16 protein-coding genes and 1 pseudogene are annotated in these 22061 nt (G+C 69.0%); 7 read left to right on the forward strand and 10 right to left on the reverse strand.

Features of this window, described 5'->3' with window-relative positions; all coding sequences use genetic code 11:
* A pseudogene (locus QHF89_RS47085) lies at positions 1–311 on the forward strand (hypothetical protein); the annotation flags it as partial.
* A 303-nt stretch (positions 312–614) separates the two neighbouring features.
* Here the strand turns inward: QHF89_RS47085 and lon are convergent.
* On the reverse strand, positions 615–3065 hold the full coding sequence (gene lon, locus QHF89_RS47090; RefSeq protein WP_284721879.1) for an endopeptidase La: 2451 nt from the start codon (positions 3063–3065) through the stop codon (positions 615–617).
* A 402-nt stretch (positions 3066–3467) separates the two neighbouring features.
* Between lon and QHF89_RS47095 the strand changes: the two genes are divergently transcribed.
* On the forward strand, positions 3468–4334 hold the full coding sequence (locus tag QHF89_RS47095) for a formylglycine-generating enzyme family protein (RefSeq protein WP_136968909.1): 867 nt from the start codon (positions 3468–3470) through the stop codon (positions 4332–4334).
* A gap of 6 nt (positions 4335–4340) precedes the next feature.
* Here the strand turns inward: QHF89_RS47095 and fmt are convergent, their stop codons facing one another.
* The 6 genes from fmt to deoC all read right to left on the reverse strand — a co-directional run bounded on the left by fmt (position 4341) and on the right by deoC (position 10854).
* On the reverse strand, positions 4341–5273 hold the full coding sequence (gene fmt / locus QHF89_RS47100) for a methionyl-tRNA formyltransferase (RefSeq protein ID WP_136968910.1): 933 nt from the start codon (positions 5271–5273) through the stop codon (positions 4341–4343).
* Positions 5274–5290: 17 nt separating this feature from the next.
* A complete protein-coding gene (locus tag QHF89_RS47105) occupies positions 5291–5917 on the reverse strand; it encodes a DUF3226 domain-containing protein (protein ID WP_136968911.1) in 627 nt (208 codons plus the stop codon).
* 7 nt (positions 5918–5924) lie between these two features.
* Positions 5925–6875, reverse strand: a complete 951-nt coding sequence (locus QHF89_RS47110) for an AAA family ATPase (protein ID WP_136968912.1) — start codon at positions 6873–6875, stop codon at positions 5925–5927.
* Positions 6876–7462: 587 nt separating this feature from the next.
* Positions 7463–8305, reverse strand: coding sequence for an aldehyde dehydrogenase family protein (locus QHF89_RS47115; RefSeq protein WP_136928015.1), 843 nt, complete (start codon positions 8303–8305; stop codon positions 7463–7465).
* A 107-nt stretch (positions 8306–8412) separates the two neighbouring features.
* Entirely contained in the window at positions 8413–9951 is a 1539-nt protein-coding gene (locus QHF89_RS47120; RefSeq protein ID WP_136968913.1) for an aldehyde dehydrogenase family protein, read from the reverse strand.
* A gap of 12 nt (positions 9952–9963) precedes the next feature.
* The gene (gene deoC / locus QHF89_RS47125; protein ID WP_342763991.1) at positions 9964–10854 is read right to left on the reverse strand and encodes a deoxyribose-phosphate aldolase; all 891 of its coding nucleotides are present in this window, start codon (positions 10852–10854) and stop codon (positions 9964–9966) included.
* Between the two features lie 180 nt (positions 10855–11034).
* Here deoC and QHF89_RS47130 point away from each other — a divergent pair, with 180 nt between their 5' ends.
* Positions 11035–11928 carry an alpha/beta fold hydrolase gene (locus QHF89_RS47130; protein WP_136968915.1) on the forward strand — a complete coding sequence of 298 codons (894 nt, stop codon included), beginning with the start codon at positions 11035–11037 and terminating at the stop codon, positions 11926–11928.
* 48 nt (positions 11929–11976) lie between these two features.
* Positions 11977–12645: a hypothetical protein gene (locus QHF89_RS47135; protein WP_284721880.1), complete on the forward strand. Its 669-nt coding sequence runs from the start codon at positions 11977–11979 to the stop codon at positions 12643–12645.
* 66 nt (positions 12646–12711) lie between these two features.
* On the opposite strand, the gene QHF89_RS47140 is transcribed toward QHF89_RS47135, so the two are convergent.
* Positions 12712–14229 carry a serine/threonine-protein kinase gene (locus QHF89_RS47140; RefSeq protein ID WP_284721881.1) on the reverse strand — a complete coding sequence of 506 codons (1518 nt, stop codon included), beginning with the start codon at positions 14227–14229 and terminating at the stop codon, positions 12712–12714.
* 166 nt (positions 14230–14395) lie between these two features.
* Here QHF89_RS47140 and QHF89_RS47145 point away from each other — a divergent pair, with 166 nt between their 5' ends.
* Positions 14396–15298, forward strand: a complete 903-nt coding sequence (locus QHF89_RS47145; protein WP_136968918.1) for a 2-hydroxyacid dehydrogenase — start codon at positions 14396–14398, stop codon at positions 15296–15298.
* Between the two features lie 253 nt (positions 15299–15551).
* Positions 15552–15995 carry an STAS/SEC14 domain-containing protein gene (locus tag QHF89_RS47150; RefSeq protein ID WP_136968919.1) on the forward strand — a complete coding sequence of 148 codons (444 nt, stop codon included), beginning with the start codon at positions 15552–15554 and terminating at the stop codon, positions 15993–15995.
* A gap of 30 nt (positions 15996–16025) precedes the next feature.
* Here QHF89_RS47150 and QHF89_RS47155 read toward each other — a convergent pair whose 3' ends face one another.
* The gene (locus QHF89_RS47155; protein ID WP_136968920.1) at positions 16026–19526 is read right to left on the reverse strand and encodes a hypothetical protein; all 3501 of its coding nucleotides are present in this window, start codon (positions 19524–19526) and stop codon (positions 16026–16028) included.
* Between the two features lie 299 nt (positions 19527–19825).
* On the reverse strand, positions 19826–20821 hold the full coding sequence (locus tag QHF89_RS47160) for an aldo/keto reductase (RefSeq protein ID WP_136968921.1): 996 nt from the start codon (positions 20819–20821) through the stop codon (positions 19826–19828).
* 144 nt (positions 20822–20965) lie between these two features.
* On the opposite strand from QHF89_RS47160, the gene QHF89_RS47165 reads away from it, so the two are divergent.
* Positions 20966–21871, forward strand: coding sequence for a LysR family transcriptional regulator (locus QHF89_RS47165; protein WP_136968922.1), 906 nt, complete (start codon positions 20966–20968; stop codon positions 21869–21871).
* Positions 21872–22061: the final 190 nt, after the last annotated feature.

Consider the following 22061-nt stretch of genomic DNA (forward strand, 5'->3'; position numbering starts at 1 on the left):
GGCGCGCCGTCCGGGATGCCCGCGGCGCCTGGCCGAAGGGCATTGCCCCGGGCGCGGGCGCGGGCGGCGCGCCGAACTGCGGCGCCGCGGGCATCCCGGGCGGCGCGCCCATCGGCTGCTGCGGCGCGGGCTTCGGCGCCTCACGCGCCCAGGGCGAGCGCATCGGGCTATCGTCGACCTCGGCCGACGAGAACGCGCTCGCGGCCGGCATCCCGCCGCCGGCCATCGGCGGCGGCGGATACGCGCCGGGCGCGACGGGCGACGGCGGCGACATCCCGCCTGCGTTGATCTTCGGCGGGGGCGCGGGGTAACCGCCGCCCATCCCTGGGGGTCCCGGAGGCGCGTAGGCCCCCGCTCCACCCATCGGGGGCGGCGCCGGTGCTCCCGCGCCTCCTCCCACGGACGCTCCGCACATGTTGCAGACCGTGTCCGTGTCCTTGAGCATCCACTGACAACTGGGACAGGGCTTCATCCGCCCGCCACAGTAACATTTTTGGCCCCCCGCGGGTCTCCCGCTCCGCGAACGTCCGGCGAGCCTGGGAAAGGCGCCACAAAAGACATCGGGGGCGGCGCGCGAAGCACCACCCCCGAGGTTCATTTCGGACAAACCCGCGTCAGTTGCTGCTGGCCGTGGGTTGCTTCTCGGCGTCCTTCTTCTCGCCGTCGCGCGCCTCTTCGGTCCCCTCCGGCGTCGGCTGCGGCATCGACTCGAGCGCCGCTTCGAGCACCTGCTCCATGCGGCTCGCGAAGAAGAACTGCAGCTCGTCGATGACCTCCTTCGGCACCTCTTCGAGGTCCGCGCGGTTGCGCTCGGGGACGATGATGCGCTTGATCCCCGCGCGGTGCGCCGCGAGCACCTTCTCCTTGAGGCCGCCGATCGGCAGGACGCGACCACGCAGCGTGATCTCGCCCGTCATCGCCACGTCGTGCCGGACCTTGAGGCCCGTCAGGAGCGAGACGAGCGCGGTGAACATCGTCACGCCCGCGCTCGGACCGTCCTTCGGCATCGCGCCCGCGGGGATGTGGATGTGCAGGTCGCTCTTGTCGAGGAAGTCCTTCGGGATGCCGTACTTCAAGGCATTCGTCCGGACGAACGACAGCGCCGCCTGCGCGCTCTCCTTCATGACGTCGCCGAGCTGCCCCGTGAGCTGGAGCTTGCCCGTGCCGTACATGCGCGTCGCCTCGATGAAGAGGATCTCGCCGCCCACGCTCGTCCACGCGAGGCCCGTGGCCACGCCCGTGTCCGCCGTGCGCTCGGCGACCTCGCTCGTGTACTTCGGCGCGCCGAGGAACTCGTGCAGGTCGTCCTCGTTGTCGACGCGACGCTTCTGCGTCTCGCCCTCGGCCACCTTCACGGCCACGCCGCGGATGACGCTCGCGATCTGGCGCTCGAGCGAGCGCACGCCCGCCTCGCGCGTGTACCGATCGATGATCTCTTCGAGCGCGCGATCGGTGATCTCGAGCTGCTCCTGCGTGAGCCCGTGATCCGAGAGCTGCTTCGGCAGGAGGTGCTGCCGCGCGATCGCGAGTTTTTCGCGGCGCGTGTAGCCCGGGATCTCGAGGATCTCCATGCGGTCGCGCAGCGGAGGCGGGATCGGATCGGCCGTGTTCGCCGTGGCCACGAACATCACGTGCGACAGGTCGTACGGGATCTCGAGGTAGTGATCGGCGAACGTGTTGTTCTGCTCCGGGTCGAGCACCTCGAGCAGCGCCGCGGACGGGTCGCCGCGGAAGTCGTGCCCGATCTTGTCGACCTCATCCATCATGAAGACCGGGTTCACGGTCGACGCCTTCTTCATGCCCTGGATGATCTGGCCGGGCAGCGCGCCGACGTAGGTGCGCCGGTGGCCGCGGATCGCCGCCTCGTCGTGCACGCCGCCGAGCGAGACGCGGTGGAACTTCCGACCCAGCGCGCGCGCGATGCTGCGCCCGAGCGAGGTCTTGCCGACGCCGGGAGGCCCGAGCAGGCAGAGGATCGGCCCCTTCTTGTCCTGCTTCAGCTTGCGCACCGCGAGGTACTCGAGGATGCGCTTCTTCACCTTCTCGAGGCCGTAGTGATCCTCGTCGAGGACCTTGCGCACCGCCGCGATGTCGAGGTTGTCCGTCGTCGACTGCGTCCACGGGATGTCGAGGATCCAGTCGAGGTAGGTCCGGACCACGGTGTACTCGGCCGAGCCCACCTGCATCGTCCGCAGGCGCTTGAGCTGCTTCTTCGCGACGGTCTCCGCCTCCGTCGGCAGGTTCGCCTTCGAGATGCGATCCTCGAGGCCGTCGAGATCGCCCTGATCGCCGTCGTCCTCGCCGAGCTCCTCCTTGATCGCCTTGAGCTGCTGGCGCAGCACGTACTCGCGCTGGTTCTTGCCCATCTCCTCCTTTTTCTGGGAGTTGATGCGCTCGCGCATCTTGAGGATCTCGAGCTGGCGCGTGAGCAGGCGCAGCACCTTCCGGATGCGCTCCTTCACGTCCACGGTCTCGATGAGCTGCGCCTTCTCCTCGACGGGCGCGTCGAGGTTCGCCGCCACGAGATCCGCGAGCGCGCCGGGCGCCTGGATCGAGTCGATGAGCGAACCCGCCTCGCGCGGCAGCTCGGGCATCAACTGGATGACCTGCTTGGCGATGTCGCGCAGGCTCATCGCGAGCGCTTCGGCCTCGACGTCCTCCGTCGCGGGCTCGTCGATGCGACGGATCTTCGCCTTCATGTACGGCGACAACGTGACCACGCCTTCGAGACGGATCCGCGTCAGGCCCTGGAGGATGAGCGAGTAGTTGCCGGAGCTGTGCTTCAGCGCCTTGAGGACGCGGGCCGCACAACCGACCGGATAAAGATCCTCGGCCGCGGGATCGTCCGTCGACGGATCCCGCTGCGCGAAGATCGCGATCACCGGCCCGGGAAGGTTGTCGACGTCCTCGACGAGGGCGACGCTCTTCTCACGGCCCACGTCGAACGGCGCGACCGCTCCCGGAAACAGCACGGCGTTGCGAATGGGGAGGACCGGCAGCTCGTCGCCGAAGACCACCTCCTCCTCGGAACGCGGCTGACTCGGCGGGTTTTTCTTTTCCGACATGAGACGATCTCCTCTGCGAAGCTACCCGGGACGGGAGCAGCTCCGACCGGCATCGGCGGCACTTGCTGGACCCTACAGAGGCCAGCTCACGAATAGCGTCAATCGGTTTGGTGTGTCCTCCCGAGGCCCGTGGAGCAAGCAGCGCCCGAACGGGGTCTCGGAGGCGGCGGTCAACGTAGACACGACGCACGCGCCATGCCAGGCCCCTGCGGGAGATTTCATCCGCTCTCGGGGGCCGGGGGGGTGCCGTAGGGCCTTCTCCGAGGTTTTGAAGAGCCCGCCACCGCTAGCGCCCACGTCCCGGGCGGGTACCATGCGCCCGGGCGCAGGCTGCTCCTCCGCTCGGCCGCCTCGACGCCGCGGACGCGCGCGGGCAGCCTTTTCCTTGCTGGAGGCCGCTGCTTGTTCGATCCGGTCGTCGCGACGTTGTCCCTCGCTGCCTTCCTGCTGCACGTCCCCGCAGCGCCTTCGCTCGATCCAGGCCCGACCCCCGAGTGCCCGAGCGACATGCGCCTCGTCACGGGTACGCACGCCGACGAGGTCCAGCACCTCTGCACCGACCCCCGCAAGGACGCGAAGACGACGCATTGTTTCGCCTATTTCGAGGGCCTGACGGGCGAAGAAGGGGCGCGGACGGATGTCCGCGTCTGCATGGATCAATTCGAGGCGCCGAACCGGCGCGGCGCGCGCCCGCTCGTGATGCAGTCGTTCCGCATGGCCGAGCGCTGGTGCGGCCAGCGGGGCAAGCGCGTGTGCAGCGAGCAGGAATGGGAGCTCGCGTGTGAGGGCGGCGAACGCAGGCCGCTCGCGTACGGCTGGCAGGTGAACCGGACGCAATGCAACAGCGACAAGGCCTGGCGCCCGTTCGACGCGCGGGCGCTCGCGGCCGGCGGCGAGGACGAAAAGAAGGAGCTCGAAAAGCTCTGGCAAGGGTCGACGAGCGGCTCGTACCTGAGCTGCGTCTCGCCCTTCGGCATCTACGACATGATGGGCAACGTCGAGGAGTGGGTGGCGACGCGGCCCGGGAGAAAATTCCCGGGCGCGCTCATGGGCGGGTTCTGGGCGAAGCCGTGGACGGGTTGTCGCGGGACGAACGACGCGCACGAGCCCACGTTCACGTTCTACGAGACGGGCTTCCGCTGCTGCGCGGACCCCGGCAAGCTCTCCGACACGACGAAGGCCCAGGACGGCGGCGACACCGCGAAGGACGAAGCCGGCGAGGCGAAGCCCAAGCCGGCGAAGAAGAAGCGCAAGAAGCGCGCGGGGTAGGGAGGATCAAGCGCCGAGGATCATGCCCTTCGTGAGGGCACGACCGGCGACGAGCTCCTGCGCGGACAGAGGCTTCCGTCCTTCGAGTTGCCCGCGCACGAGCGTGATCGAGCCTGCGCCGCACGCGACCTCCACGCCCCCTTTGTCTGCGGCCGTGACGGTGCCGGGCGCGCCGCGCACACCTTGTTCGAGGGCCACGCGCGTGGCGAGCACCTTCAGCCCTTTGCCTGCGCACGTCGTGAACGCGCCGGGCCACGAGGTCATGCCGCGGACGTGATCGTGCACCGCGCGCGCGGGCTTCGACCAATCGATGCGGCCGTGCTCCTTCTCCAGCATCGGCGCCATCGTGGCCGCCGCGTGCTCCTGCGGCGCCGCGACGAGGTCCCCGGAGACCGCGCGCAAAAGATCTTCGCGCACGACCCGCGCCGCGAGCGCACCGAGCTCGACGTACAGCTCGTCGGCGGTCGTGTCCTCGCCGATCGGGATCCGGTGCGTGGTGTACACGGGGCCCGTATCCATGCCCTCGTCCATCTGCATGAGGCAGACGCCCGTCTCGCGCTCGCCGTTCACGATGGCCCAGGTGATCGGGGCTGCACCGCGGTACTTGGGCAGGATCGAGGCGTGCAGGTTCATGCAGCCGCGGCGAGGCGCGTCGAGTACGGCCTTCGGCAAGATGCGGCCGTACGCGATGACGAGCGCGACGTCGGCGTTCGTCTCGGCGATGAGGCGCGCGAAGTCCGGTGTCTTGACCTTGAGTGGTTGCTCGACGCGCAGGCCGAGCTCGAGGGCGCGCTGCTTGACGGGCGGCGCGCGCAGCTCGAGGCCGCGGCCAGCCGGGCGATCAGGCTGGCAAACGACGAGCGGGATCTCGGCGATCGCGTGGAGCGCATCGAGCGCAGGGACGGAGATGGCAGGGGTGCCGAAGAAGAGGGCGCGCACGGGCGGGGTGTAGCGCTTCAGAGGCGGCGGAGGAAGTCGATGAGGGGCAGGAACTCGGGGCGGGAGAAATCGAAGACGCGATCCCTCGCCCCGGGGCCCAGGCGAGGATCCTCGTCGCTGAGCACGGAAAGGAGCGCACCGATGCGTCCCTTGTCGGGACTCTTTGCCCGATGACCTTGGCCGTCCATGCAGGCGAGGTACGTCTCGACGCACCTCCTGGGTCCCGCATTCTCAGGGTCGTTCGCCCACGCTCGCCAGACGAGGGACTCGGCCTCGCCGGTGCTGCCGTCGCCCGAGACGACGAAGAGCCCGATGCGGGGTGGTCCTACGGTCCACTGACCGTGACGGACGTCCTGCTTCGTGATCTTGTTCAGCACCGTTCCGAACGACTCGCATGTCCCAGAAAACGTCTCATCAGCATCGACGATCACGCCGATGGCCTTCTTCTCGGCGAGGAGCGCGGGGCTCAGGAACGTCTCGAGCTGCGCAACGAGATCGGACTTGCCGTTGAACGGCTTGATGAAAACCCCTGGGTAGTTGCGACTCCCCTTCTCGAGCGCCTCGGCGTAAAACAGCAGATCACTGTAGCCCTCGACGATCAGCACACGCTCGCATGCTTCCAGCTTCGGCTTCTTTGCGTCCATCACCGTCTCAACGAAGCTCGATGTCACCCGCGATGGCCGCTTCGATGTGCTTGCGGTCCAGCGTGCGCCCATCCACCGCATCGTGCAGGCGGTAGAGCTGGACCACCCGGAAGTCGTAGCTTTCGCGCGCGGCGAAGCACTCGTGCGCAGCGACGAGACACTCGCGGGAGTGGGTCGTCGCGAAGACCTGGATGCCGAGGCGTTCGGAGACCTCGGCGATACCCTTCCAGACCGTGGGGAGTGCGGTGTAGTGGATGCCGTTCTCGATCTCGTCGATGAAGCAGATGTCCGGCTTGCGACCGAGCAGTTCGGAGAAGATCGCGACGAGGCGATAGATGCCCTGGCCAGCCTGCGAGAGGGGAATGCGCTCACGCAGGCCGACATCGACGACGATGAACGGCTTGGCAGCGACAGCATCGAGGCGCACCGAGCGAATACGCGAGTCCACAGCGCCGAGGAGGGATTCGAGCTGTTGCTCGTCTTCCGGTGCTCGTACAGCCTCGGCGAAGGCATCGACCATCGCATCGGGCACGCGATGCTGGACGGAAACAGCGTGCACGCGAAGACGAAGAACACCCGCAGTGCACCAACCGTACAGGGAATTGCCCTGATAGAAGGAGTCGAGTTTCTCCCCTTCGCTGGACGAAAGCCGGCCCTTCCTTGAGACGAAGACACGCCTTCGCTTTTGTCCGGGCGACGTCACCCGAAGCACCGTCTCCACGTCAGCGCCATGCTTCGGGAGCCAATGGTAAAAGCGAGCGTCCGGTACTCCGCCCCCCGTTCGGAAGAGTCCGTGCAGATCCCCCATCGTGGCGGGGTCGGCGAGCACAGTGATCGCCTCCAGCAGCGACGTCTTCCCCGTGTTGTTCTTCCCGACGACGAGGTTCACGCGGCCGAGATCGCTCAAGGCGAGCCGGGAGAACCCGCGAAACTGTTCGATCTCGATGGACTGGAACATGCGCCTCGTCGTTCCTTGCCCGTTCACCCGCCCAGCGGCAAGCCCCTCACCTGCCGAGCGCAACAAACGTCCTGACGAGCCTCCGCCCTCGTCGGACAAGGGCTGCGGAACACCCCTGCAAAACGCAGCGTGCCGGCGCCCGACCGAGGGATCCGCGATGCAAACCCCCACGCGCCTCTGCAAGGTGTGTCTTGCACGCGTTGCAATCGAGGCTCCCCGCTCCGCAGACCGCGTCTGCACGTGTGCAAACCGGTCCTCGCGGCAGCGAGGGGTCGGTTGCACGCGGTGCAACCGGCCTCCGCACACGACACGGAGGCGTTTGCACGCGCGTGAGCACGGCCCATCTGTGTGCAAGGGGGTGCTTGCAAGCGTGGAAACGCGCGGTTCGAGCGTCGTTGGCTGCTTTTCAACGCGTGCAAGCACCCCCTTGCACGTGGCTTCGGTCGATTTCCACGCACGCAGGCCCCCCTCGCGCGCGGTTCCTTCGCTTTGCGTTCGGCGTAAGCGTGGCCGCGTCTCGGTCACGCGGCCGGGATCACGTGTGCAAACGGGGATTGTGCAGGGGGAAGAAGAGCGGAAGGCGTCGGCTACACGCCCGAGGGATGCCAGATCGTCTTCATCTCGACGAAGCGCTCGATCCAGCGCGGGCTCGTCGCGCTGTCCGCGTCGAACCAGGCCGCCTCGTCGATCGATCGCGTCCGCACGCGCTTCACGTTCCCGATGGCCGCCTCCTCCGCCTTGCGCGCAAGCTCCGGCGCCACCTCGTGCAGATCGAGCGCCGCCACCTCCATGTGCTTCGCGAGGTGCGGGAGCAGCTCGGCCGCGCGGCCCGTCAGCACGTTGATCACGCCGCCCGGCAGATCACTCGTCGCGAGCGCCTCCCCGAGCACGAGCGCCGTGCGGGGATCCGCCTCGCTCGCGAGCACGATCACCGTGTTGCCCGCCGTGATGATCGGCAGCACCGCGCCGAGCAGCCCGAGCAGCGCCGGCCGCGCAGGGGCCACGACGCCGACCACGCCCATCGACTCGGGCACCGTGAAGTTGAAGTGCGGCCCCGCGACCGGGTTCAGGCTCGAAAACAAGCTCTGGTACTTGTCCGCCCAGCCCGCGTACGAGACCACGCGATCAATCGCGGCCGCCGTCTCCGCCGCCGCGCGTGACGCTTCGAGGCCGCCACGTTCGAGCGCGCGCGCGAGTTCGCCCTGCCGCGCTTCGAGCATCTCCGCGAGCCGGTAGAGGATCTGCCCGCGGTTGTACGCCGTGCGTCCGGCCCAGCCGTCCCACGCGCCGCGCGCCACGACGACCGCGTCGCGCACGTCCTTGCGGGACGCCCACGGCACGTTTTCTTTCGTCCCTCCGAGGCTCATCGGATCCGCCACCTGCATGTACCTGCCCGACTCCGAGCGGATGAACTGCCCACCCACGAGCATCTTGTACGCCTTGCGTACCGACAAACGGGCGGGCGGGACGAACCCGTTCTCGCGCTCGTCTGCACGGGCAGGCGCCCCCGCCGTCTCCTTGTCCTTCGCGCGCGCCATCAGTCCACCTCGAGATACGGCAAGAGCCCTTGCCGGCCGCCCTCGCGGCCGAAGCCGCTCTCCTTGTAACCGCCGAACGGAGAGCTCGGATCGAACTTGTTGTACGTGTTCGCCCAGACGACCCCCGCGCGCAGCTTCTGCGAGACCCAGAAGCTCTTCGAGCCCTTGTCCGTCCAGACGCCCGCGCTGAGGCCGTACATCGTGTTGTTCGCCTTCTCGACCGCCTCGTCGGGCGTGCGGAAGGTCATCACGGCGAGCACCGGCCCGAAGATCTCCTCGCGCGCGATGCGGTGCGACTGCGACACGCCCGTGAAGAGCGTCGGCGCGAACCAGTAGCCCCGCGCCGGCAGCTCGCACGGCGTCGAGAAGCGCGTCGCGCCCTCGCGCTCGCCCGCGTCGACGAGCTCGCGGATCTTGTCGAGCTGCATCTTCGAGTTGATCGCGCCGACGTCCGTGTTCTTGTCGAGCGGATCCCCCACGCGCAGCGTCTGCATGCGATCACGGAGTCTTCGCAGGAGCGGCTCGAACGCGCCCTCCTCCACGAGCAGGCGCGAGCCCGCGCAGCAGACGTGCCCCTGGTTGAAGAAGATGCCCGAGATGATCCCCTCGACCGCCTGATCGAGCGGCGCGTCCGCGAACACGATGTTCGCCGCTTTGCCGCCGAGCTCGAGCGTGAGCTTCTTCTTCGTGCCCGAGAGCGCCTTCTGGATGCGCTTGCCGACGTCCGTGGATCCCGTGAACGCGACCTTGTCCACGTCCGGATGCGCGACGAGCGCCGCGCCCGTCGGGCCCGCGCCCGTCACGATGTTCACCACGCCCGGCGGCAGATCACACTCCTCGAGGATCTTCGCGAGCAAGAGCGCCGTGAGCGGCGTCGTCTCCGCCGGCTTGAGCACGCACGTGTTGCCCGCCGCGAGCGCGGGCGCGAGCTTCCACGCGGCCATGAGCAGCGGGAAGTTCCACGGGATCACCTGCCCCGCCACGCCAAGCGGGCGCGGCGAGCGGCCCGGGAAGGCGTACGCGAGCTTGTCGGCCCAGCCCGCGTAATAGAAGAAGTGCGCCGCCACGAGCGGCAGATCGACGTCGCGCGACTCCTTGATGGGCTTGCCGCCGTCCATCGTCTCGACGATGGCGAGCTCGCGCGCCTTCTCCTGGATCACCCGCGCGATGCGGTAGATGTACTTGCCGCGCTCGATCCCGGAGAGCTTCGACCAGTATTTTTCGTACGCGACGCGCGCCGCCTTCACGGCGAGATCCACATCGCGCTCATTTCCCTCCGCGACCTCGGCGAGCTTCTGCTCGGTCGAAGGACTCACGGTGTCGAAGTACTTGCCCGACGACGGCGCGACCCACTTGCCGCCGATGAAGAGCTCGTAACGCGGGTCGATCCGGACGTGATCAGCGGCCTCGGGCGCGGGCGCATAGGTCCACGCTTTGCCGAACTCGAGCGCGGCGCCGTGTGCTGGGCGAGCCGGCGACGACGGGGCCGCGTGGGTCTCGCCGTTCGTCGCAGGGGCGATCGTTTCCTTGGCGGTCATCGTGTCTCCTCTTCAGTCCTTGCTGAAGGAATCGCCTGACTGGTAGGCGCCCGTGCGCTCTTTTTCGAGCTGCATGAGCACGTCGTTGAGCAACGTGGACGCGCCGAGGCGGAAGAGATCCGGCGTGAGCCAGGCGTCCCCGAGCGTCTCCTTCACGAGCACCAGGTAATGCAGCGCCTGCTTGGCCGTGCGGATCCCGCCCGCCGGCTTCATGCCGATGCGCTTGCCCGTCGCGTAGAAGAAATCGCGGATCGCCTCCAGCATCACGAGCGTCACCGCGGGCGTCGCGGCCGGCGTGACCTTGCCCGTCGACGTCTTGATGAAGTCCGCGCCCGCGAGCATCGCGATCTGGCTCGCCTCGCGCACGAGGTCATACGTGCCGAGCTCCCCCGTCTCCAGGATCACCTTGAGGTGCGCTTGTCCGCACGCCTCTTTCGTGGCGGCGATCTCGTCGAAGATGCGCGTCTTTTCGCCCGCGAGCAGCGCGCCGCGATCGATGACCATGTCGATCTCGTCCGCGCCCCACGCGACCGCGCGCCGCACGTCCTCGAGCTTCACGTCGAGCGCCGAGAGCCCGCTCGGGAACGCCGTCGCCACGCTCGCGACCTTCACGCTCGATCCGGCGAGCGCATGCTTCGCCACGGGGACGAGCTTCGGGTACACGCAGATCGCGGCACACGGCGGCACCTCGGGCGAGGCGTGGGGCCGCATCGCCTTCTGGCAGAGCTGCGTGACCTTGCCCGGCGAGTCCTTCCCTTCGAGGGTCGTGAGATCCATCATCGCGATGGAGAGCAAGAGCCCCGCGACCTTCGTCTCCTTCTTGATGCTGCGCTTGCCGAGGGCCGCCGCGCGCTCCTCGACCATCACCTTGTCCACGGTGGGCGCCGAAAAATCGGGGTACATCCGCGCCCCGCTCGGCCCCGCCGCGCCCTTGCCATTGCCGCCTTCTGCAGCCATCGACCGGCCTCCGGGGATTTGATGTGGGGGCAAGGCCCGGCTTGTCCGGGAGAGCCCCCTCTGCCTGCTTTCGCGGGACGCTAGCAGAACTATCCGCGCCGCGGCATCCCTGCTAAGGGTGGCAAGGTGCAGAGCGGGTCGGGCCTCGTCTTCGTCAATGGAATCCGCCTCTACATCCACCGCTTCCAGCCCGCCAGCGCCCGCCCGAGCGGCCTGACGGTCCTGCTCCTCCACGGATACCTGGACTCCGGCGCCACGTGGGATCTCGTGGCCGAGCCCCTCGCGCGCGCGGGGCACGACGTCCTCGCTCCCGACCTGCGCGGGTTCGGCGAGAGCGACTCCGTCGGCGCCGGCGGCTACTACCATTTCCCCGATTACGTCAGCGATCTCTCGTCGCTGCTCGACATCCTCGCGCCGAAGCGCCTCGCCCTCGTGGGCCACTCGATGGGCGGCACGATCGCGGCGCTCTTCGCCGGCGCGAGGCCCCAGCGCGTCGACCAGCTCGTCCTGCTCGAAGGCCTCGGCGCGCCCGCCTCCGAGCCGAGCACGGCCGTCGATCGCATGCGCACGTGGCTCGACGACATGCGCTCGCTCGATCGCACGCCGCGCCCCGTCGGCTCCTTCGACGAGGCCCTCGATCGCCTCGCGCGCAGGCACCCGCAGGTCTCCCGCGCGATCCTCGAGAGCCGCGCGCGCCTGCTCACGCGCACCCACTCGGGCCGTTTGTCGTGGGCTTACGATTCGATGCACCGCACGACGGCGCCGGTCCCCTTCCACCTCGAGTCCTTCAAGTGCTTCCTCCGCCGCATCACGGCGCCCACGCTCTACGTGAGCGGCGGCGTGAACGGCCTGCGCTTGCCCGACGAGGCCGAGCGGCTCGCCTGCATCCCGAGCACGCTGCACGTCGACCTCGCCGACGCCGGCCACATGATGCACTGGACCGCGCCCGAGACCCTCGCCGAGCGCCTGCTGCGCTTCTTCGCCGCGCTGCCCGAGGGCCGGCCCGCCTCGCCGCGTTGACCTGCGCCTCCGATTGAATTTTCGAGCGCGAAGCGCCACGCTGAACGCATGCGAAAGCCGAGCTTCTTTTCTTTTTCTTCGCGGACGTTCCCCTTCCTCTCGCTCACGCTCGCGACCGGCTTGCTCCTCACGGTGTCGAGCTCCGGATGCGGGACCGATCGCGCCTGCTTCTACTGGACCGAGCTCGAAGGCGCGTGCCCCTCGCAGGGTGAAGCGTTCGACTTCTTCCAGGGCGATTTCTGCTCGACCAACATCACCGCGGTCAACAGCGAGGGCGCGTTCGAGGGCGACACCTGCTGTTACGACGTGACCGAGGACAGCTCGGGCTTCGGAAGCTGCGCCCCCGAGCCGGGCCCGTTCCCACCCGGGACCTCGGTCGCGGTGGGCGTCGGCGGCTTCGGCGGCGGCGTCGGCGGCGCAGCGGGCGCCGGCGGCGCGGCCGGATCCGGCGGCGTGGGAGGCTCCGGCGGCGGCTCGACGTGCGCGTCGTGCAAGCAGTTCATGCTCGAAGACATGCCGCCCGAGCTCTGCCCCGCGTCCGTCCCGCTCTACGAAGCCTTCACCGACTGCAAGTGCCTCGGCACCTGCGCGTCCGTGTGCGGCGAGGCGTGTATGTCGAGCCAGGTCCCCGCGTCCGAGTGCGAGAGCTGCCTGCTCGACACGTCATCGAACGGCTGCGGCGCGCAGTTCTTCGCCTGCTCGAACGACGGCAACTGATCGAGGCGCCCTCTCCGGTCCCTCTCCACGCCGTGGAGAGGGGCCCCGGCGGAGCGGACAAACCTCTCAGAATTGGATCTTGCTGACGTTCGGCGCAGTGCCCGTCGCAGGCGCCTTCGAGCTGCCCGCGCCGAACGGCTTCGCGGAAGACGCGCCGCTGCCGAGCGTCCCGGCAGGCCTCTGGCTCGGCGTCGGCTGCGGCGCGGTCGCGGCGGGCTCGACCTCGAGGCCGTCGCCGCCTTCGCCCGAATTCGGCGCCGCCGCGGACGGCGCCGGCGCGGCCACACTCGGCGTCGGCGCAGGGACCGCGCTCGGCGCAGGCGCTTGGGGCATCGCGGCAGGCGTGTTGCTCGGCGGCTCGGAGGGCCGCGCGTTCAGAAAAAAGAACGCCGCTCCGCCCACGCCCGCTGCGAGCGCGAGGAACACGAGGCCCACGACGGCCGCGGGGGACATGCCGCGGCGCGGAGCCACCATGGGGAGGGAGATCGGCGCGGAGGTCGCGCTCGGCCTCGACGTCGGCCCGCCCGGGAGCGAGGGCCGATCCTGCGCCGGCATCATCGCGGACTGCGCCTGCGCGGGCTGCGGCTGCTGCGCATACGGCATGGGCGTCTGCGTCGCCGCGTAGCCCGGATACGACGTCTGCGACGGCCGGGGGTTCGCGACGCTCGCGGGCGCGATGAGGTGCCTCGCCGCGCTTTGTTCGAAGGCCATCGCGCGCACCGCGTCCTGCAGCGCGCGCAGCTCGTTCAGCATTTCCTCGGCCTTCTGGTAACGCGTCTGCGGGCGGCGCTGGACCGCGCGCATCACCACATTGACGAACCCTTGCGAGATCCGATCGTTCCGGCCCGTCTGCAGCGCCGGCGCGTCCGTCATCAACTTGGCGCGCGCGAGCTCGGCGTCCTGCGCGTCGCCGAAGATGTGGCGCCCCGCGATCGCGCGGTAGAGCATCGCGCCGACGGCGTAGAGATCGGAAGCCGCCGTGACGTCGCGTGAGTTCAGGATCTGCTCGGGCGCCATGTACTCGAGCGTCCCGAGCGCCATGTCCGCGCGCGTCAAGTTCGTCTGCTCGAGATCCTCGCCCGCGCCCGACTCGATGCGGCCCATGCCGAAGTCGACGATGATCGCGCGCGATTTTCCGCCCGGCGTCGGCTCCATCATGATGTTGCCGGGCTTCATGTCGCGATGGATGACGTGCGCGCGGTGCAGATCGCCGAGCGCGTCCACCACGTCACATCCGACGTCGATCGCCTCCTCGACGGAGAGCCTTCGCTGGTGCAGCACCTTCGAGAGCGGCTGGCCCTCGATGTACTCCATGACGAGCACGAGCCCGACGGTCGGGTCCTCGACGAAGTCCACGACACGCGCGACGTGATCACTCCGGATGCGGCCGAGCAGGTTCGCCTCGCGCCGAAAACGTGCGACCACCTCGCGATCGTAGGCAGCAGCAGCGAGCAGCGTCTTGATCGCCACTTTCATGCCGATCGCGAGGTGCTCACCGGCCCACACCTCGCCCATGCCGCCCGCTCCGACACGCGCGTCGACCCGGTACCGTCCCGCGATGATTGAGCCCGGAGCCAAATCCATACGATCGACCATGCTAACGGAAACCGACGGCGAACCGGCAAAAGGTTGCGCCTCCTCCGCGAACTCGGTCGGCCGAGGTACGGAAAAGCCTGTATCTTTTTCCACACACGGAGCGCGCCCGTCCTCGACACGTGCGCCCGCGCCACGACGGCGGTAACGGTCCCCGGTGCACATCGTCTTCTGCGGCACGGGCTGGTTTCCCATCGTCGACGCCATCCGCGCGCGGCTGCCCCCCGGCATCACGCTGCGCATCTGGGACCCGCGCCTGCCCCTCGCCGGCCAAGTCGAGGACGCCGACATCCTCCTGCCGTCCAACGCGCACCTCGACGCAGCCGTCATCGCCGCGCCGCGCCACCTCCGCCTCATCCAGCAACCCGCCGTCGGGACGGAGGGCATCGACCTCGCCGCCGCGCGCGCCCGGGGCGTCCCCGTATGCAACGCCCCCGGCACGAACGGGCAATCCGTCGCCGAAGCCGCGCTCTTCTTGATCCTCGCCCTCGCGCGCCGCTTCCCCCGCGCGAGCCGCGCCTTCGCCGAACGCTCCATCGGCGCGCCCCTCGGCATCGAGCTCGCCGGCCGCACCCTCGGCATCCTCGGCCTCGGCCGCTCCGGCACAGCCCTCGCCCGCATCGCCGAGGCCCTCGGCATGCGCATCCTCGCGGCGCGCAGCGCCACGTCCCAAGAGGACATGCTCGATCTCGCCGCCCGCGCCGACGTGATCAGCATCCATTGCCCGCTCACGCCAAAGACACGGGGCCTCGTCGGCGAAGCCTTTCTCGCGCGCATGAAGCCCGGGGCCCTGCTGGTCAACGTCGCGCGGGGCCCGATCGTGGATCGAGGCGCCCTCCTCCACGCCCTGGAGGCGGGCAAGCTCGGCGGCGCCGGGCTCGACGTGTTCTGGGAAGAGCCATGGGACCCCAACGACCCGCTCTACCGCCGCGACGACGTCGTCGTCCTCCCCCACGTCGCCGGCTCCACCGAAGAGGCCTTCGCCCGGATCGCCGACATCGTCGCGGGCAACGTGAAGCGGTTGCGGGAGGGGGAGCCATTGATGCATCGCATTGCGTGAGGGGGGTGGCTGCGTCGCGAGCCCTGGACGCTTGATGCATCAACCGCAATGCGGTCGATGCATCAAGAGAAAGGCCGCAGGTCAGATTTTGGTCATTTTGAATGGGGCGACAGCAGGAGCGGAAATGCACGCGTGTTGACATCGTCGGAGGCGGGAGCGACCATCGCGCCGCCCTGATGCAACCAACGCCCCTGTTCGACCACTCCCTGGCCCCGTTCCACCAGAACGACCTTCCTTCCCAGGCGTCGGGCGCATGAAAACCCATGACATCGGGCGACACACGCTCGTCTACGGCGACGACGACGTCTCCGTCATGACCTACCGCGGCCGCGTCACGTACAACGAGATGCGCGAGATCCTCGCGACGGAGGATCTCGCAAACGTGCCCGAGGCCGTGCTCCTCATCTGCGACATCCGCGCGTTCGAGGGGATGGACGGCGAGACGCGGCGCCTCGGCGCGACGAACCCCAAGCCCGCAAAGCGGTATTTCACGGCCTACCTCGGCGCCGGCTTCAGCCTGCGGGTCTTCGTGAACATGTGGAATCGGGCCACGAACTTCATCCACGGCGAGAAGTACGTGTCCGGCTTTTTCGAGGACGAGGCGGCCGCGCGGGCGTGGCTCCTCTCGCAACGAGAAGCGTTCGAGCGCGAGGAGATGCGCAGAACGACCGGGAGCGAAAGCGAAATTCTCGGTTGAAATTCCCGAGGCAGCCGAGGGGGGAGCGGCTCAGGCCGTGGGCTGCGACCGCCGCGCGCCGCCAGCGCGCCGCTTGACCGACAAGAGGACCCCGAGCGCGCCCAGGAAAAGCAGCGACGAAGAGGGCGCTCGTTCTGCATCCTCTACGCTGTAGCTGCATCCACCGCCGCCAGGGATGGGCCCACCACCCGGACCCGCATCGAAGCCGGTTCCCGCGTCGAACGGCTCACCGCCGCCCGCTCCCGCGTCAAACGGCTCACCGCCGCCCGCTCCCGCGTCAAACGGCTCGCTGGCATCCGTCCCAGCGTCGAGCGGCTCGCTGGCATCCGTTCCCGCATCGAGCGGCTCGCCGCCGTCCATTCCCGCATCGAGCGGCTCACCGCCGTCCGCCCCTGCGTCCTGCGGCTCGACCGGCTCCATGCAGGTCCCCGCCGAGCACACGTTCGACCCATCGCCGCACGTCGTGCCGTCGAGCGGGGCGCACACCCCATCGGCCGGCGCGCCGGCCGCCACGCTGCACGCCATACAGTCGGTCGTATCGCCGCCGCCGCATGCCGTGTCGCAGCAGACGCCGTCCGAGCAAAAGCCGCTCGGGCAAACGCCGCAGGTCGTGATACGCGAGAGCCGCACGCGAACCGATTCGTAGGGGGCGCCCTCCACGAACCGCGAGAAAGCCGCCATCGTCTCCCCGTCGCCGCGCGAAGCGAGCTCGACGGGCTTGAGGATGCCAGGCTCGGTCGAGATGTCGAACGGCGTGCTGACCGTCCCGTCCGGAGCGACGGTCACGCCCCGAAGAATGTCATGCCGCGGGGAAGCCCCGGGCGCGAACCGCGCGACGACGAACAGGCTCCCGTCGAACGCCACGGCTGGACGTTGCTCCCAATGGCTGTAGCGACATCCATTGTACCCGTTCGGATCCGGGTGCTCGTCGAGCAAAAACCCCTGCGAATCGAGGACCACGCCGGCCGGCGTGATACGCGCCGCGCGCTCGCGGGTGACCTTCGTCCCGAGATCAAAGGCCCTCCAAGCGATCAGGTAGACGCCCCCGCCGAACGCGACGTCGAACCCACAAAGCAGCTCGTTCTGGTTCGCGACCGTGAGGCCCCCCGGATCGAGCATCGCCCCGTTCGTGTCGAGGCGCGAGGCGCGCAGGATCGTCGGATTGCCGGATCCTGAGCCATTCGGGTCCGCGCCCCACACGTACAAGGCGTTCGTGCCGTCGGAGGCGAGCGCGCCGCTGGAACCATAGGGCAGCGCCGCGAGCTCGGTGACGTTCCCTTGCGCGTCGAGGCGGAAGGGAATCCGGGCGCCGTAGAGGTAGCCGCCCGCATACTGAAGGACGAGCAACGTGTCGGCCGCGACCGCCGTCGCCGCGACGACCCTGTACTCCCCGAGCTGAAGGGGCGGGTTGTCGAGCATCATCCCTTGGCCATCCACGCGCGAAGCACGGAGCGAGTTTTGCTCCTCCAAGGCACCCGCCGGAAGGTCGTACGCGGACCACAGGAGCAGGGTCGAGGGCCCGCCTGTGACCAGATAGGGATCCCGCTGGTGGAGCGGGCCTGTGGCCATCGGCAGCCCCGACGTGTCGAGCGCCTGCCCCGCGGGAGAAAGACGCGTCCCGATGATATCCATGACGCCCGGCGCCGCGACGTCGCGATCGTCTTCCCAGGCGACGAGGTAATTCTGCCCATCCCAGGCGAGCGCTACGTCCGTCTGGCTGTTCGCGCTCCCCGAGATCAGGACCGGCGTCGTATCGATCTGCGTTCCATCCATCGCGAAGCGCGACCCCACGATGTCGGCGGAGTTGGGCGCGTTATAGTCGTTCCCCGCGAACGCGGACCAGGCGACAAACGCGTTCGTCCCATCGGACGTGATGGCCACGTCCCTGCCCGACGTCGTGACGATGCTCGGCGCCGGATCCAAAAAGCCTCCCTGCGCGTCCAGCCGCAGGAGCCGCAACGTCCCGCCCGATTCGACGAGCTCGATCTCCCACCGGTTGCTCGACGTCATGAGGAACCCGGTGCTGGTCTCGACGAGCCCGACGCGAATCAGCTCGTCGTTGATCGGATCCGTGATCGCGAGCGTGTTCGGCGCCCCGAGCGGCACGGCCGCGGCCGACACGCGGACCGTATGAAACGCCCTCTCGGTCCAGGCCGTCTCCCACGCAATGAGATGGTTCGTCCCATCAAAGACCACGGCAGGCGCGCTGATGAACTCGTCGCCCGTGTAGCCGGCCAACGTGGGCGCGAGGTCGACGCCGCTCGGATCGAGCACGGCCCCCTGGGCGTCGATACGCGCGCCGCGGAGCATGCCCTCCGAATGCCAGACCATCAGCGTGTCCGCGCCCGAGGAAGCGAGCCCGAGGCCGCTGAAGGACCAATACGGGCCCGCGATGGAAGCGACGCCGCCCGGATCGAGGACGGCGCCGGCCGTCGTGATGCGCGCGTGGCGCAGGCCCGCCGGGGCATTGGAGCTCGACCAGGCCACGACGAACTGCCCCGCCGCGTAGGCGACGTTGAATCCCGAGCCCGCGCCGCCGGTGGCGCCAATCGTGATCGGGGTCGGGTCGAGCACGGCGCCGCTCGGATCCACGCGCACGGCCTGGAGCTCTGAGCCGCTCAGGAACGCGACGAGGAACACGCCTCCGCCCACGGCGACGCGAGGCTCGCTCCCCGACGCGAGACCAAGCCCGTACGGATCGAGGACGCTCCCGTCGGGCAGGATGCGCGCGCCGTAAATCGTCGCCGGCGCGCCGCGGCCGTCGTACCAGACGGCGAGGTGTTGCGTGCCGTCGAAGGCCACCGAGGTCGAATGCTCGGCGAAGCCGGCCGGGCCAAAGATGGGATCATCCGTGCCCGTCTCGGGAGAAATGAGCGGATCGAGCACGGCCGGGTAAGCGGACGTCTCCACGAGGTTCGCGGCGACGCGCATTTCGAGGCCCCCGGGGACGGCGCGCACGGGCACGTCGGCGCGGGCGCCGCGGGCGTCGATCCACGTCGCATGCCCGACACGGGCGCCGAGCCCGGTGGCGTGATCCGCGAAGCGATGCCCCGCCGCGCCTTCGCCTGCATACGCCTGGCCGGAGACCCGAAGACGCACGGTGACGTCTCCTTCGCCCTCGGGGCGCGCGGGGAACGTGTAACTCAGCTCCACGCCTTCCGGCATGGGCTTCAGGTGTTGCGCGACCTCTCCCCGGTCGAGGATCAGCTCGCCGCCCGCGTCAATGGCCGGCTTTGCGGCCGACGCGTCCTGGCCGAGCGAGCGGCTGCCGCGCGTGACGTCCGTCGTTTCGATCCGGAGCGGCGACGGGCGCGCGTCGGGGGTTTTGCCTTTTCCGTCGGCGAGGGGCGCGAGCTCGAATGCCTCCGTGGAGGCGCGCACGGCATAACGGTCCCCTCCGGCGGTCCATACACCCTCGCCGCCGCGGAACGCGGGCAGGAGCGGCGCCGGCGACCCCGCCGCGGCGGGCGAAGGCGCGCGCGCCTCCGTCACCGCGACGACGGAGGCGGCGGCGGCGCCGAGGAGAAGCAACGTGAGTCCCGCGAGCCGTGTGGCGCGCAGAGGCCTCGTCGACCCATGTATCCTAGAGCGATCGTCCATCAAGGCGTCTTCCTTTCTCGTCGAGCGCGCGGTCGATCGGGCCTGTCCGTCGACGCGACGGTCGGATTTGCAAGGAAATGGCCGTGACGCGACCGAGCGCATCACGGCCAGCTTCCACGATGCTACACGCCGGTGCGGACGAGGACCATCTGCTCCTGTGAAGAGCAGGATCGGGACGGGCTCTTGGAGGTGGGACAGACCGGACCGGCTCGACAGCGCCCGCGCGCCGATCAGAGCCCGGTCATTCGCTCGAGCTGCTCCGGATACCGGGCCCCTTGCACCGAGATCCGCGATGCGGTGCTGTCGATCTCACGGAGATCGTCGGCCGTCAATACGACGGCCTCGGCGCCCAGGTTCTCGACCAGGCGCGAGAGCTTCGTCGTGCCGGGAATCGGGACCATCCACGGCTTTTGCGCGAGCAGCCACGCCAGCGCGATCTGCGCGGGGGTCGCCTTCTTCCGTTCCCCGATCTCGCCGAGCAGATCCACCAAGGCCTGGTTCGCTTTCATCGCCTCCGGCGTGAATCGAGGGATCACGTTGCGGATGTCGCCGCTTTCGAACGTGGTGGTTTCGCTGATCTTGCCCGTGAGGAAGCCCTTGCCCAGGGGACTGAAAGGCACGAACCCGATGCCGAGCTCTTCGAGGGTCGGGAGCACCTCGGCTTCAGGGCCTCTCGTCCAAAGCGAATACTCGCTCTGGACCGCCGTGACCGGCTGGACGGCATGCGCGCGGCGGATCGTCTTCGCCCCCGCCTCCGAGAGGCCGAAGTGCTTGACCTTGCCTTGCTGAATCAGGTCTTTCACCGCCCCGGCCACGTCTTCGATCGGCACGTTCGGGTCGACCCGGTGCTGATAGAAGAGATCGATGGAATCGACCCCGAGCCGCTTCAGCGAGGCCTCGGCGACCTCCTTGATATGCGCGGGACGACTGTTCAGGCCGACCCACCTCGCCCCCCCGTTCGGGTCGAGCTCGAATCCGAACTTGGTCGCGATCACCACGTGCCCACGGAAGGGAGCGAGCGCTTCCCCCACGAGCTCTTCATTCGTGAACGGACCATACACTTCGGCGGTGTCGAAGAACGTGACGCCCCGTTCGAAGGCCGACCGAATCAGCGCGATCGCCTCCTGCTTGTCCGTGGCTGCACCGTAGCCGAAGCTCAATCCCATGCAGCCGAGCCCAAGGGCCGAGACTTCCAGGTTGCTCTTTCCGAGTTTGCGTTTCTGCATTGTTTCTCCTTCGACCCCCCGAGGCGCGCGGGACCGACGCGAAGGAACATGCGCCCGATCCCCGCTGCGCAGTAGACCCCCGAAAGCGGACGGGCTGTGAAGCCATCCTTGACAATCCCGCGCGCTTGACGACGAATCCAGCGCATGAACACCGCTCCCTTTGCGCAGCTCCAGGCCTTCCTCGCCGTGGCGCGCCTGCAGAGCTTCAGCCGCGCGGCGCGTGAGCTCGGCGTCTCCAGATCCGCGGTGAGCCAGGCGGTGCGGCAGCTCGAGGAGCAGCTACGCGTGGTGCTCCTGGCCCGCACGACGCGCAGCGTATCGTTGACGGATGCGGGGAGGCGGCTCGTGGAGAGCGCCGGACCGGCCCTGCGGCAGACGCTCGCGGCCCTCGCCGAGGTCTCCGCGGAGCCGGGCGAGGTGGTGGGCCGGCTCCGCCTGTCGGTGCCGCGGTCGGCAGTGCCTTTCCTCATCACGCCGGTCGTGCCCATCTTTCGCGCGCGTCACCCGCGGGTCGAGGTCGAGGTCGTCATCGACGATCGCTTCGTGGACATCGTGGCGGAGGGGTATGACGCGGGCGTGCGGCTCACCGAGGCCATCGAGCGCGATATGGTGCAAGTGCGGCTCACCGAGGCATTTCGCTTCGTGGTGGTGGGCGCGCCCGGTTATCTCGCGCGCCACGGGACGCCCCAGCGCCCCGAGGAGCTCTTGCGCCACGAATGCATGACCTTCCGCATGCACAGCACCGGGGCGCTCTATGCGTGGGAGCTCGAAAAGGGCCGCAGGACGTGGCGCGTGCCGGTGCGCGGAGGCGTGGTCACCAATGACAGCCACCTCAGCATGCTTCTGGCGGAGCAGGGCCTCGGGCTTTCGTACGCATTCGAGCCCATGGCAGCGGAGCCGCTCCGCGCCGGGCGACTGCAGCGGGTGCTCGAGCCTTATGCGCCCAAGGTCCCCGGCTTTTTCCTCTATTACCCGAGCCGCGCGCAGCGCTCCCCCGCGCTGCGCCTCTTCGTGGACGTGGCCAAGGAGCTGCTCGTGCACGCCAAGTGAGCCGAGGGCATCGGGGGCCCTCGCAGGGCGAGCATGGGTCTCCTATCGAAGCCGCTTCGCTGGGGCTTTGCCCCAGACCCCACCGGGGCTATCCGCCCCTGGACCTGGACCAGCCAGGGGCTGGACCCAGGCTCGATGAACTGCGCGGTGCGCAGTTCATCGAACAGCCGGTGGCAAGACCTGCGACGAT

Source organism: Polyangium sorediatum (assembly GCF_029946465.1).
Classification (GTDB): domain Bacteria; phylum Myxococcota_A; class Polyangia; order Polyangiales; family Polyangiaceae; genus Polyangium; species Polyangium fumosum.

Bases quoted from the DNA above. Each gene is read 5' to 3' on its own strand.
- lon (WP_284721879.1), bottom strand. From the start codon at position 3,065: ATGTCGGAAAAGAAAAACCCGCCGAGTCAGCCGCGTTCCGAGGAGGAG.
- QHF89_RS47105 (WP_136968911.1), bottom strand. From the start codon at position 5,917: ATGGACGCAAAGAAGCCGAAGCTGGAAGCATGCGAGCGTGTGCTGATC.
- QHF89_RS47110 (WP_136968912.1), bottom strand. From the start codon at position 6,875: ATGTTCCAGTCCATCGAGATCGAACAGTTTCGCGGGTTCTCCCGGCTC.
- QHF89_RS47115 (WP_136928015.1), bottom strand. From the start codon at position 8,305: ATGCTCGTGGGTGGGCAGTTCATCCGCTCGGAGTCGGGCAGGTACATG.
- QHF89_RS47120 (WP_136968913.1), bottom strand. From the start codon at position 9,951: ATGACCGCCAAGGAAACGATCGCCCCTGCGACGAACGGCGAGACCCAC.
- deoC (WP_342763991.1), bottom strand. From the start codon at position 10,854: ATGTACCCCGATTTTTCGGCGCCCACCGTGGACAAGGTGATGGTCGAG.
- QHF89_RS47135 (WP_284721880.1), top strand. From the start codon at position 11,977: ATGCGAAAGCCGAGCTTCTTTTCTTTTTCTTCGCGGACGTTCCCCTTC.
- QHF89_RS47140 (WP_284721881.1), bottom strand. From the start codon at position 14,229: ATGGATTTGGCTCCGGGCTCAATCATCGCGGGACGGTACCGGGTCGAC.
- QHF89_RS47150 (WP_136968919.1), top strand. From the start codon at position 15,552: ATGAAAACCCATGACATCGGGCGACACACGCTCGTCTACGGCGACGAC.
- QHF89_RS47160 (WP_136968921.1), bottom strand. From the start codon at position 20,821: ATGCAGAAACGCAAACTCGGAAAGAGCAACCTGGAAGTCTCGGCCCTT.
- QHF89_RS47165 (WP_136968922.1), top strand. From the start codon at position 20,966: ATGAACACCGCTCCCTTTGCGCAGCTCCAGGCCTTCCTCGCCGTGGCG.